The organism is Alcanivorax sp. HI0007 (assembly GCF_001635525.1).
GTDB lineage: Bacteria > Pseudomonadota > Gammaproteobacteria > Pseudomonadales > Alcanivoracaceae > Alcanivorax.
In genome coordinates this window covers 23,064-35,743 of the sequence record NZ_LWEJ01000271.1, presented here as the reverse complement: position 1 = coordinate 35,743, position 12,680 = coordinate 23,064, and the positions used below count along the sequence as shown (strand labels likewise).

Annotated in this window: 6 protein-coding genes; 1 reads left to right on the top strand and 5 read right to left on the bottom strand. The window is 61.5% G+C overall.

What is annotated here, in order from left to right; genetic code table 11:
- Positions 1-216: 216 nt before the first annotated feature.
- From recD to A3714_RS16285, 4 genes are all read right to left on the bottom strand, one after another.
- Entirely contained in the window at positions 217-2,154 is a 1,938-nt protein-coding gene (gene recD, locus A3714_RS16300) for an exodeoxyribonuclease V subunit alpha (protein ID WP_063525843.1), read from the bottom strand.
- Between the two features lie 144 nt (positions 2,155-2,298).
- Positions 2,299-5,892, bottom strand: a complete 3,594-nt coding sequence (recB, locus tag A3714_RS16295) for an exodeoxyribonuclease V subunit beta (protein WP_063508777.1) — start codon at positions 5,890-5,892, stop codon at positions 2,299-2,301.
- Positions 5,893-6,108: 216 nt separating this feature from the next.
- Positions 6,109-9,522: an exodeoxyribonuclease V subunit gamma gene (gene recC, locus A3714_RS16290; RefSeq protein ID WP_063525844.1), complete on the bottom strand. Its 3,414-nt coding sequence runs from the start codon at positions 9,520-9,522 to the stop codon at positions 6,109-6,111.
- A gap of 257 nt (positions 9,523-9,779) precedes the next feature.
- Complete coding sequence (locus A3714_RS16285; protein ID WP_063508847.1) at positions 9,780-10,481, bottom strand: LysE family translocator; 702 nt, start codon at positions 10,479-10,481, stop codon at positions 9,780-9,782.
- Positions 10,482-10,635: 154 nt separating this feature from the next.
- Here A3714_RS16285 and A3714_RS16280 point away from each other — a divergent pair, with 154 nt between their 5' ends.
- Positions 10,636-12,036 carry a PLP-dependent aminotransferase family protein gene (locus A3714_RS16280; RefSeq protein ID WP_063508848.1) on the top strand — a complete coding sequence of 467 codons (1,401 nt, stop codon included), beginning with the start codon at positions 10,636-10,638 and terminating at the stop codon, positions 12,034-12,036.
- A 50-nt stretch (positions 12,037-12,086) separates the two neighbouring features.
- On the opposite strand, the gene A3714_RS16275 is transcribed toward A3714_RS16280, so the two are convergent.
- Positions 12,087-12,518 carry a DUF3332 family protein gene (locus A3714_RS16275; RefSeq protein WP_063508849.1) on the bottom strand — a complete coding sequence of 144 codons (432 nt, stop codon included), beginning with the start codon at positions 12,516-12,518 and terminating at the stop codon, positions 12,087-12,089.
- Between the last annotated feature and the right edge of the window lie 162 nt (positions 12,519-12,680).

The window sequence follows — 12,680 nt, the reverse complement described above, 5'->3', positions numbered from 1 at the left end:
AACCGCTAATGATTACAGCGCTTTTTTCCTCGCTAGGGCTCGGTTCGCATGTCGTAGATCCCCTGGGGGGACGAGCATGGCTCCTACAGTCTATATTCCTTCCGAGGCATGTATTCACCCGGCAATTAAGTACATTGGGCCAATGTTGTCGTTTGCCGTAGAAGCGTCGCTTGCGGCGCGATTCCAGCGTTGTTAATCGCGCCGCAAGCGACGCTCCTACATTAGCCGCTCTGCCAGCCCCGATGCCCGCCAGGTGCGTTTTTTCACCGCGCTGTCCAGCACTGTGGGTTTGCCGAATTCCAGCAAGGTGAAACGATCACGGGCACGGGTGACGGCGGTGTAAATCAGTTCACGGGTGAGCAGTGGATGGGGAGCATCAGGCAGCACCAGCAGGGTATGCCGGAATTCCGAGCCCTGGGATTTATGCACCGTCATGGCATAGACGGTTTCCACCCCGTCCAGGCGGCTGGGCAGGACCCATTTGATGCGGCCGTCCGGTAACTGGAAGGCGACGCGCAGCAGTAACTCCGGTTTGCCATTTCTCTCTTCCAGCAGCGGCAGGGTCAGACCCACATCGCCGTTCATCAACCCCAGCTGATAATCGTTGCGGGTCATCATCACCGGGCGGCCCGGATACCACTCCCGTTCCGGGGCCAGGTCCTGTTGTTGCAGGTGACGGGTGATGCGCTGGTTCAGTTGTTCCACGCCGAATGGCCCGCTGCGCAAACCACTGAGCAATTGCTGGTGGGTGAGTTGCTTGAGCAGTCCGGCGGCCCAGGCATCGAAATCCTGCCGTTGCGACGGCGGCGTTGCCACCGTCTGAAAGAGCGCACGCAAACCCTGGTGATCGCCGCTGCCGTTCAGCAGCAAGGTTTCCAGTTGCCGGTCATCACTGCGCAGGGGATGGCGATGCAGGCTGTCGCCGTATTTTTGAAACGCCTTGCGTACCTGGGGCAGGTTTTCGTCGTTCACCGCCCGCGCCAGTTCGCCGATGCCGGGGCTGTCCTTGGAGCGCCAGTTGGTGCGCAGCATGGCGGTCTGCTGGGCCAGGGCGTTGCCCGGTGCCTGGTCGGTTTCCTGATAGTCGCTGATGTCGGCGCCACAGGTGTCCTTGATGAAATCGATGGTGCGTTGTTGATAGCGGCCCTGGTGGGCATGGCGACACAGATCGCCCATCACCGCGCCGGCTTCCACGCTGGCCAGCTGGTCCTTGTCGCCCAGCAGGATCAGCCGGGTGTGCGGGCTCAGGGCTTCCAGCAGGCTGGCCATCATGTCCATGTCGATCATGCTGGCCTCGTCCACCACCACCAGATCTGCATGCAGCGGATTGTCAGCATGGTGACGGAAGTGACGGCTGTCCGGGCGTGTGCCGAGCAGGCGGTGGAGGGTGGTCACGTCCGTGGGGATGGCGTCGCGTACCGCGACGTCCACGTCCAGTTGTTGCACTTGTTCGCCGATGGATTCGGTGAGCCGTGCCGCCGCCTTGCCGGTGGGAGCGGCGAGGCGGATTCGCAGACGCTGGTTGTCCGCCATGGCCAGACTTTGCAGCAGCCCCAGCAGGCGAACCACGGTGGTGGTTTTGCCGGTGCCCGGACCGCCGGTGATGATGCCAATACCACTGCGGCTGGCCAGGGCGCAGGCCACCTGTTGCCAGTCGGTCTGGTCGCCGGCGTTCGGGAATAATCGGGCCAGGGCGTCGCGCAGACGCTCGGCAGGCAAGGGGCTGACGGTGGCCAGTCGTTGGCCGATGGCCTCGGCCACCGCCACTTCCCGGGCCCAGTTTCGGCGCAGGTAAAGGCGACTGCCATCCAGCACCAACGGCGTGCTGCCGTTCTGGCTGACCAGCGGACTCTGTTGCAGATCATGCAGCCAGTCGTCCGGTTTGCCGGGCAGCAGGGTGACCAGCTCCGGCGGTGGGCTGGTGCCCCACAGCTGGGTGGCCAGTTCCCGGTTTTTCAGGTCCAGACAGAGGTGGCCGCTGGCTTGTTGATTGCTGGTGAAGGCGGCGAGCAGCAGCACTTCGTAGCTTGCCTGCGGGCATTGCTGCTTAAGGAAGCGGGCAATGGCCACATCCAGATCGCGCAGCAGATTGTTGTCGCGCAGCAGGAGAAGAGCGTCTTCCCAGGTGAGGGCGGAGAACAGGTCAGTTTGCATGCGATGCCCTCGATGTTGAGGCAGAGCCGTAGGAGCTATGCTTGCATGGCGAAGGGTTTGGAGTGTTTCCTGCATGCTTTTTGCGAACCTGGTAGTCCTCATTCGCCATGCAAGCATAGCTCCTACGGGGGGAGGTCGGTTGCTTCATGGTTGCCCTCCGAACATCGCATCCAGCGCTTCAATCAACCCGGTCGCTGGTCGATCAAACACGGTGCCTGCCGCCGGTCCCTGCAAACCACGTAAAAACACATACACGGCGCCGCCCAGGTGCTGGTCGGGATCATAATCCGCCAGGCGGCTTTTCAGCAGGCGGTGCAGGGCCAGCAGGTAGAGGACGTATTGCACTTCGTAGCGTTTTTCCAGCACCGCGTCGGTCATGGCGTCCAGGGTGTAGGCGCTGTCATCCACGCCCAGCCAGTTGGATTTGTAGTCGAGCACGTAGTACTTGCCGTCGTGTTCGAACACCAGATCGATAAAGCCCTTGAGCATGCCGTTCAGGGTGTCCGCTTCCAGTCGCGGGCGCGGGTGCTGTGGGTGGATGTGCTGGCGGATCAGGATGTCCATCTCGGCCACTTTTACCTGGTGGGCGGGGAACAGGAATTCCAGTTCCGGCACATAGGTGTGCAGGGTGTTGAGGGCGATCTGGTCGTTTTCCAGCGGCAGGCTTGTGGTGACTGCCTGCTTCCACCAGTGGCGGATCACTTCCATAAAATCCTGCCAGCCCCGGGCCTGCAGTTTTTCTTCCACGCTGGTTTCAAACTCGGCCGGGTCGGCCAGGGTCTCTGTGAACCGCTGGTTGGCGGCCTGTTCGAGAATGTCGTGGAGCAGGGTGCCCGGTGCGGCGCCACGGGGAAAGGCGTGAATGCTGTCTGGCAGGGGCTCGGCATCATCGACAACGGTGTCATCCTGCTGCTCGGCCAGTTGATCGCCACGCGGATCCGCCGGGGCCAGGGTTTCCTGTACCTGTTTGAGCGCGCTGTAGCTGGCAATCCACCAGGGTTGTCGTTGCCGGGCCACAGGAATCAGCGGCGTGCGCAGGGTCCGCGCTTCGGCTTGGGGTTGATAGGTTTCTGTGCTGCTGTCCGGTGCGGCGATGATGGACACCGCCTCATGGGCTACCGGCACCAGCGCGTCGCGCAGGCCGTCGTTGGCCACGCCGGTGCCGAACAGCAAACGGCCGATGGCGCTTTTTTCCAGCTGGTTCTGTTTGCCGCGGCCCTTGATATAGGGCGCGATTCCCAGGGTGCAGGTGTGGCAGGCGCGGGTCAGGGCCACGTAGAGCAGACGCATGTCTTCGGCGAGTCGTTCGTGGTCCGCCTTGTTTTCGACATCGTCATCCGGCTCCAGCGAAACATTGAGATGATCGTTTTCGTGGTAGCGCAGCGGCGGCTTGTTCTTGTCCGCCGGGCGGAAGCTGCAGATAAAGGGCAGGTACACCAGCGGGTATTCTAGGCCCTTGGATTTGTGGATGGTGATCACCTTGACCCGGTCGTCGTCACTTTCCAGGCGCAGGATACTTTCCTTGCTACTACCGCGACCTTCTTCAACCGTGTCTTCCAGATAACGAATCAATGATTGTTCGCCATCCAGCTGGGTGGCGGCCTGCTGCAGCAACTCTGCCAGATGCAGCAGGTTGGTCAGGGCCCGTTCGCCGTCCAGGCTTTGGCTGAGCCGGGCGGGTACATGAAAATCCATCAGCAGGCTGCGCAGCATGGGCAGCACGCCCTGGGTCTGCCATTGTTGGCGATAGCCGTGAAACTGCTCCACGGTTTCTTCCCAGCGCACTTCATCCTGATTAAGGGTATCCAGTTCCGCGTAGGCCAGGTCCAGCACCGCACAGGCCAGGGCGCTGCGCACCCGGGTGTCGGATTCCGGGGTGGCGCAGGCGTGCAGGATCAGCAGCAGGTCATGGGCTTCCGGCTGGGCAAACACGGAATCCTGATCAGACAGATAGACGCTGCGCACCTGCCGTTCCATCAGCGCATCGCGGATGGCTTTGGCTTCGGTGCGATCGCGTACCAGGATGGCAATGTCGTTGGGATGCAGGGGCCGGAAGCTGTCGGCTTTGCGGAAGCCGGTGACGCCTTTTTCGGCACCGTTAAGCAGATGGGCAATTTCACTGGCGCAGCGTGCCGCCTGCTCGTCCCGGTACTGGCCGGCGCTGACCGGTTTTTCCTGCTCGTCTACCCACAGGGTAATGCCGGATTTTTCGTTGTTGTCGACTAACAGAACGTCCTTGCGTCCGTTGGCGTCAACCTCTTCGAAGGGGATAGCGTTGTCCATCATGAACACATCGCCAAAGGTAGTCTGGCTGTAGGTGAACAGATGGTTCACTGCCTTGACCATGGCGTCGGCGCTGCGGAAGTTTTTATCCAGGGTGTAGTGGTTGCCTGCGGTGGCCCGGCGGGCTTTCAGGTAGGTAAAGACGTCGGCACCACGGAAGGCATAGATGGCCTGCTTGGGATCGCCGATCATGAACCAGCCGGTGCCGGCTTGCCCTTCATAAAGCGCGGAAAAAATCCCGTACTGGGTCGGGTCGGTATCCTGGAATTCGTCGATCAATGCCACCGGGAACTGGTCGCGGATGACCTGGGCAAGCCGTTCGCCGTTGCCGCCTTTCAAGGCATCGTGCAGGCGGTTGAGCATGTCGTCGAAGCCCATGGTGGCGGTCTGGCGACGGACCTGATCCACGCGCCGGTCGATCCAGGCGGCGGCATGGGCGAGCAGGTCGGTGCGGGGCAACTGTGTATTTGCCCGGCCTTCCATGACCGCATCCAGCTGCTGGCAGAAGGCAAAGTCCGGGCGGTGTTCCTGGCCGGCCTTGGTGAGTTTCATGCCTTCATGGGAAAACTTTGCCAGGGTGTCGTAGGCCTTGTCGTTTAGCCGTTCGCCATTGGCGTAGCGTTGCAGGGTTTGCAGCATGCCGGGCAGGCTGGTGGTGCGGTAGCTGTTGCCGTTGAGCCATTTGTTGTCGCGAGCGGCGCGCACCCACTCGAGAAAGTCCGGCAGTTCGGCGGCCAGTTGCTGGCGGGCGTGTTGATCCTTGTCCGCCTGGGGGCCGGTTTGTGTCAGCCAGTGTGTGACGCTTTGCGGTAACGCTTCCGGGTCCGCTTCTTTCAAACCGAGCAGGGGGCGACAGGCCTCCAGCAACGCATCCGGGTTACCCAGGTTGTCGCTTTGCAGAGCATTGGCGGCGCTCACCGGGAAATCGGCGATCACGGAACGCCAGTAATCCCGCGCCGCCATTTGTTGTTCGTCGCTGGCGTCTTCCTGCAACTCCAGGCTGAACAGACTGCCGGAATCGAAGGCATGCTGTTTGAGCATGCGGTTGCAGAAGCCGTGGATGGTGTAGATGGCGGCTTCGTCCATCCACTGGGCGGCGGCATCCAGACGTTGGGCACAACGGGCCCGGTCTTGCGGATCGCTATAGTCGTTAAGCAATTCGGCCAGCACCGGGTCGTCGGCTTTTGCATTGGCATCGGCAAAGATGCGCGCGGCACCGGCCAGACGGTCGCGGATCCGTTCGCGCAGTTCCTCGGTGGCCGCTTCGGTGAAAGTCACCACCAGAATTTCCGGCGGCAGGAGCGGGCGCGCGAAGGCATTGTCGTCGCCATGGCCGAGCACCAGACGCAGATACAGCGCGGCCAGGGTAAAGGTCTTGCCGGTGCCGGCACTGGCTTCGATCAGCCGGGTACCGTGCAGCGGGAAAGTAATCGGGAGCGGACGTTCAGCATTCATGCGCTACCCCCGGTTGCAACTGCGTAGGGTGCACTGAGCCTAAGGCGAACTGCACCATTCCACCGTCGGCAGAGTAACCGAATCGCGGCTAAGGAACTGTCAGCCAGGTATCGCACTTTCTCGCGTTGCAGCTTGCAGCTTGTAGCTTGTCGCTGTTTAACGGTGCAGTTCGCCCTAGGCTCAGTGCACCCTACGGAAACAGGAGAATGGGTGCGTTTAATGGTCACCATGTTCACTCCATTGGGCGTGCTGGTAGAGCGGGGCATAGAGTTGCCCGGTCCAGTAGTCGAAAGCGCGCTCGTCGCCGTGGCGGACAGCCAGCATCTCATCGAAGTCGGTCCAGGCGCGGGCAAGGGCCGGTTCCTTGTCCTGTTCACCGGTGTGCATAAAACCGGATTCGAACACCTTGCGTGCCTCGTTGTCGCCGTTGTCTTTTTCTTCCCCTTTCAGCCAGGCGAAGGCGGTGGCGCAGGCGATGGGTAGCGGTTCGCACAGGGCCTGTTGCCAGGCATGGCCCAGTTGATCCAGGCAGTGCTGGGCGTCGCTGCGGTTCAGGTGGGGCAGGGTAATGCGGCCATCCTGGCCCTGGACGTGGGTGGTTAACGGGCACCCGGCGGCGCAGGCGGCCAGGTGCAGAGTCCAGTCCCGGGTGAGTTTGTCGAAGCGCTCTTTCAGTTTGCCGGTGTGCAGGACCAGACGCTGGCTATTCGCGGCGGAGCCGCGCAAATCCGTGAGCCAGTCTTCGATCTGCAGGGGCCCGGCGTTGAGACGGATTTCCTGTTGCGGTTGCGGTGCGCCGCACTCGGCCAGCAGGGCAAAGTAATGTTCCAGTGGCTGGGACAGGGGCATCAGCAGGCTGTCGCGGCTGCCTTCGTCAAAGGGCGCCAGGGGCAGATCGCCACTACCGGCCAGGCGATCCAGGGTGTGGGCCATGGCGTCGCCGGCATGCTCCGGACCGGCACGCAGGGCCTCGCTGAGCAACTGGTCCTGGAGCTGGAAACGTTGCAGGCCGTCGAAGGCAAAGGGTTCGCTGTCATCCAGTACCTGGCGTTGCTGTTTCAGGCGAGCCTTCAGGCGCTGTTCGAAAAAATGCGCCACCGGCTGTTTGAGAAAACGGCCCAGGGCGGCGCAGGTAATCGGCTCGTCGCTGTCCAGTGGCGGCAGGGGCTGATCATTGCTGACAGCAGGTGCCTGGCCATCGTGGAGGGCGCGCCATTCGTTGGCATAGGTGTGTAGTGAATCGCTGTGCAGTGAATCGTTGGCCGCATCCTGGTCGCTGTGGAAAAAATAGCGGGCACTGAACGGTTGCAGCGGGTGCGCCACGGTGAGGGCATCCACCGGTTCGCCCTGGTCGGTGTGCCAGCGCTGGTTGATGTGGTCGCGCAGTTGCGCCACCAGCACCGAGGGCGGGCGTTCGCTGTTGTCGCGCACGTTGCGGCCGGTCCAGCTGATGTAGAGGCTGTCCCGGGCGCTGAGCAGGGCTTCCAGAAACAGGTAGCGGTCGTCATCCCGGCGGGATCGGTCGCCGGGGCGGTAGTTGCCCCATTGCCGCATCAGATCGAAATCCATGGGCTGCTGCTGACGGGGGTAGTCGCCGTCCTTCATGCCGAGCAGGCAGACATGGCGGAAGGGAATGGCGCGCATGGGCATCAGGGTGCAGACGTTGATGCGCCCGGCCATGAACCGTTGCGACAGGCTTTCCGCGTTGAGGGCATCGAGCAGCGGGCGGCGGGCCACGGTGAGAGGCAGGACGCTGTCAAAATCCGCTTCGGCGCAGGCCGCCAGCCAGTCGTTGAGGGCGTCGCGCAGACCCGCATCCAGGGTCTGGTCGGTTTCGTCCACCGGGGCGAACAGGTCATCCAGTAACCGGGTGAAGCGTTGTTGCCACTCCCTGGCGCTGGCGTCCTGACGGGATTGCTGCCAGTGATGTTCCAGGGTATCGAGCAGGCGCGACAGGCGCCCGGCCAGCTCCGCGCCCAGCCCGGCCACTTCGTCCAGGGGCTCGATGCCCATCCAGGCCGGCCCGTCGCCGAGCAGGTAGCCGGCCAGTATCCGTTTCAGGCCGAAGGCCCAGCTGTTCTGTTCGAAGCCGGGCACGTCCAGGGTCTTGCGCTGCTGGCTGTTCAGGCCCCAGCGAATGCGCGCCTGGTCGATCCAGCGGGCCAGTTGCGGCAGGTCGCCTTCGTCGATGCCGAAACGTTCGCGCACGGCGGGCACATCCAGCAGATCGAGAATGTCGGTGGCGGTGAAGCGCCACTGGGGCAGGTGCAGCAGGGATTCCACCGCCTGGGCCAGGGGGGACGCGGCACCGGCACTGCGGTCGCTGAGGGTGTAGGGCAGATAGCGGGGATCGTCCCGGTCCAGTCGACCGAACACTGCATCAATGTGCGGCGCATAGGCTTCGATGTCCGGCACCATCACGATCACGTCCCGGGGTTGCAGGCTCGGGTCGTTGCTGAACCGGTCCAGTAATTCATCCTGCAGAATTTCCACTTCCCGCTGGGGGCTGTGGCCGATGCGGAAACTGAGCGAGCCATCGATCGCCAGAGAGGGGCGCTGGTCCGGCGCCGGCAAGGGTTCCAGATCGAGAATGTCCTGCTGCAACTGTTGCAACAAGGTTTGCGGTTCGTGGTGTTCAAACAGATCGATCTGATTCTGGAAGGCGCTGCGATAACTGTCCGGGTCGTCGTGGTCGTAGAGCAGGCCGATAAAGTCCCGGCCCTGTTTGCCCCAGGCGGCCAGCAGCGGATTGACGCGATTTTCCGGCAGGGCGGTCAGGTGGCGTTTGCGGTTGTCCAGTTGGCGGCGCAGCAGTTGTTTGTCTTCGACAATATCCGCCCAGTAATGCTGGCAGGGGTTCTGTACCAGCATCAGGATCTGGCAGTGCTGACTCAGCGCGGCCAACGCTTCCAGGGCTTGCTGGGGCAGGGCACTGATACCGAAGATGATCAGGCGGCGGGGCAGGCCCGGCGGTGGCGTGCCCTGTTGCTGTTGTTGAGTGAGTGCCGCGATAAAATCCCGATGGATGGCGCTGCGGCTGAGGCCCTGTTTGCTGTCATCCATGTCCGCCAGCAGGGCGCGCCACAGATGCGCCTGCCACAGCTGGCTGCTGGGAAACTCATCAAAAGCGTCGCGATCCTGGGCCTTGCGCAGACGGTCGTTGCCGTTTTCCCAGTCCGCCAGCCAGTCCGCCCGATAGACCTGATAGGCATCGAACAGATCCGCCAGCCGCTCGGCCAGCTGATGGCGTTTGCGACCGTCCACATCGTCGGCGAGAAAATGCCGCAATGGGCCGAAATGGTCGTTATTGAGAAGCGTCGGCAATAACCGGTACAGACGCCACAGCAGCCGGGATTTATCGAAGGGCGAGGTACGGGGCACCTGGTCTTCGCCAAGGACGGTGCGATAGGCACTCCATAAAAAGCGGGCGGGCATCTGAAACTGAAAACCGGCGCTGATTCCCAGGGCATCCGCCAGTTGCAGTTTCAGCCACTGGGCCATGCCGTTGGACTGCACCAGGAAGGTTTCCGTTTCCAGTGGTGACAGCGGCTCACGCTGTAGCCAGTCGGCCACCAGCTCGGTGAGGGTTTCCAGACGGTTGCCGTGCAGCACCATCAGCCCGTTTTGCATGGACATTCCTTGCGCGAAATTGCGTTTGTGCGAAAGGGTCTAGCCTAAGGGAGAAGCGCTTGCCGTGCTACAACAGCTAGCCACATGTGGGGCAAAGGAGGGGATGCCAAAGGAGGGAGGTAGCCAGATTTTGTTGTGGGGAAATAATTGGGTGGCAGGGGCGAGTAACGAGTTTCGAGTCTCGAAAAACAAAAACCATTCTTCGGTTGAAGGTTTTGACTTTCGCAACTCGCTCCTCGTCACTCGCTACTGAATCGCTACAGCACGCTCATCCACCAGTTAAGTCGTTCACGCTTTTGCGGTTGCGGTGTTTCCTGTCTTTCTTGCGCTGGCGGGGTGTCGGCTTCACTGGCCTGGCTGGGCTTGATGCCGAAAGTGGGATAGAGCGACGCTACCAGCAGCACCGCCATGGCCTGATTAAAGGCGCGCAGGCGCCGGCCCCGGTACAGCCAGTTTTTCAGCACCGCGCCAAACAGGTTCCAGCTGCTGATCAGCGGTAATCCGACGATCAGGAAGGTGCCGGCCACAATGGCCACGCTCAAGGTGAAGTCCTGCGGTTGGGTAAAGGTGGCTACCCCGGTGAGAATCATCATCCAGGCTTTGGGATTGACCCACTGGAACAGGGCGGCCTGCATGAAGGTGAGCGGTTTGGCGTTGTAGCTATCACTTTTCAGGTCGCGGGTGCGCACTAGCTGCCAGGCCAGATACAGCAGGTACAAGGCGCCGCCCACACGCAGTGCGGTAACGGCCTGCGGGAAGCGGGTCAGTAGCTGGCCGAGTCCCAGCGCCACGCACACCAGTATTACCTGACAGCCGATGGCAATGCCCAGAATGTGCGGTAAGGAACGGCGGAAGCCTGCGTTGGCACCGGATGCCATAAGCATCAGGTTGTTGGGGCCGGGGGTGCCGGTCATCACGGCAACAAAGCCGATAAGTGCCACTAACTGTTCCGTCGACATGACGCGATCCTTCTTTTCTGAAGATGGTTCAACAGACTAGGTGGACAACGCATATCAATACAGATATAAGAAAATAATATTGAAGCGGTACAGATTGTAAGAAGAGTGATCTGTACTGGTTGTTATGCGAAAAACTGTATCGGGTGTGGAGCTCATGACGTTGTATCAAAGCCTGGCGGATCGTCTGCAGGTCCTGATCCGGGATCAGGTGTACCCGGTGGGCAGTCGCCTGCCCGGGGTGCGGGTGCTGGCGGAACAGCAACAGGTCAGTGTGTCCACGGCGGTGAATGCCTGCCGGGAGCTGGAGCAGCGTGGTGTGCTGGAAGCCCGTCCGCGATCCGGTTACTACGTGCGCCAGCCACCGGTGGTGCGCGAGGCTCCCCGGGTGACCACGGCAAGTCGGCGGCCGCGCCGGATTACCGGCCAGGAGCGGGTGCTGCAGATATTGCAGAGTGTGAATAACCCGTCGGTGGTGAACCTGGGAGCGGCGGTGCCGGCGCCGGAATATATGCCGGTGGCCACCATGGAAAGGATGTTTCACAGCGTGCTGCGCGAGGGGCGACGTCGCTGTGTGGGCTATGCCTTTCCGCCCGGGGCGCCGGAACTGTGCACCCAGGTTGCCCGGCGGCTGGCGGGGCTGCAGTGCGAGGTCAGCCCGGAGGATGTTCTGATTACCAATAGCTGCCAGGAATCCGTGGCCATTGCGCTCAAGCTGACGACCCAACCCGGCGACACCGTGGCGATTGAATCGCCCACCTATTATGGCCTGTTGCAGGTGATCGATTCGCTGGGCCTGAAGGCACTGGAAATTCCCACCGACCCGGTGGAGGGGATTTCCCTGGAAGCCCTGACCCTGGCGTTGGAGCGCTGGAAGGTATCGGCCTGTGTGGTGGTGTCGAATTTTTCCAACCCGCTTGGGGTCAGGCTTTCCGACACACGCAAACAGGCCCTGTTGGCGCTGTTGTCGAAGCACAAGGTGCCGCTGGTGGAAGATGATATCTACGGGGATCTGCCGCTGAGCGGCCCCCGGCCCCGGCCGGTGAAGAGCTGGGACAAGAATGGTTTGGTGTATTACTGTTCATCTTCGTCAAAAACCCTGTCTGCAGGCTTGCGGGTAGGGTGGCTGGTGGCGCCGGAGCGTCATCGGGAAAAGGCCCAGCATCTGCAATTCATCAATACGGTATCGGTGGCCACACCCTCACAGCTGGTGCTGGCACGCTATCTGGAGCGGGGCCATTACGACCGGTTCCTGCGCCAGCTGTGCGCTGAGCACGCCCGGGGTGTGGTGCGAATGACCGAGCGGGTGACGCAGTTGTTTCCGCAACAGACCCGGGTGAGCCGGCCTGCGGGAGGGTTCGTGTTGTGGGTGGAATTGCCGGGGGAGGTGGATACCACCGAGCTGATGGAAAAGGCACTGGAAGCCGGGGTGAGTTTTGCGCCCGGTTCGCTGTTTTCCGCCTCCGGAAAATTCGCCAATTGTCTGCGGCTGAACTGCGCGGTGAAGTGGGACAACCGGGTGGAACAGGCGCTGGTGACCTTGTCGCGGTTGCTTTAATCGCGTGTTGGATAGGTCAGGAGCCATGCGGGGCATGGCTCCTGTGGGGGTTACATCATCACCGAGCCAAGCACTTCGCGTTTGTCGTCCTGCACTTTGATGACCTGGTCGCCTTGCTTGATCAGGGTGTAGCTTTCCTCAGCGGCCACTACAGTGATGGAGCCGTCTGCGTGGTAGGTCAGTTCGGCTTCATTGCCCAGCCCGTCGGTCACGGTTTCGGTGGTGCCGGCGACCTTGGCGCCTTCCTTGCTGATCGGGTTGGTGCCGGTCCAGAACTCGATGGAGTTGAAAATGATGATGTCGCCCAGCAGAGAAAGGCCGTAAACCGGTACCCACCAGAACACAAAGGAAATGCCCTGGTTGACGAATTTATTGTTGGTGGCGGTGGCATTCCAGTCCTGCACGGTATCGAACAGGGCATTCTGACCAAGACAGCCGGTCAGCAGGGCGGCGGCAGATGCGCTGGCGAAGATTTTTTTCATCGGACTTTCCTTGAGTTGAGTGAATTCATTATTGCTGTCATTTAGCGGTAAGGGGAAGCAGTGAATAGTTAACAATGAACAGTTAACAGTTCGCGACGCTGACTTTCCTGTTTCGCAACGCAAGAGGCCGCGCTCGATGTCCGGGCGCGGCCTCTTACGTCT

Bases quoted from the DNA above. Each gene is read 5' to 3' on its own strand.
- recC (WP_063525844.1), bottom strand. From the start codon at position 9,522: ATGCAAAACGGGCTGATGGTGCTGCACGGCAACCGTCTGGAAACCCTC.
- A3714_RS16285 (WP_063508847.1), bottom strand. From the start codon at position 10,481: ATGTCGACGGAACAGTTAGTGGCACTTATCGGCTTTGTTGCCGTGATG.
- A3714_RS16280 (WP_063508848.1), top strand. From the start codon at position 10,636: ATGACGTTGTATCAAAGCCTGGCGGATCGTCTGCAGGTCCTGATCCGG.
- recD (WP_063525843.1), bottom strand. From the start codon at position 2,154: ATGCAAACTGACCTGTTCTCCGCCCTCACCTGGGAAGACGCTCTTCTC.
- A3714_RS16275 (WP_063508849.1), bottom strand. From the start codon at position 12,518: ATGAAAAAAATCTTCGCCAGCGCATCTGCCGCCGCCCTGCTGACCGGC.
- recB (WP_063508777.1), bottom strand. From the start codon at position 5,892: ATGAATGCTGAACGTCCGCTCCCGATTACTTTCCCGCTGCACGGTACC.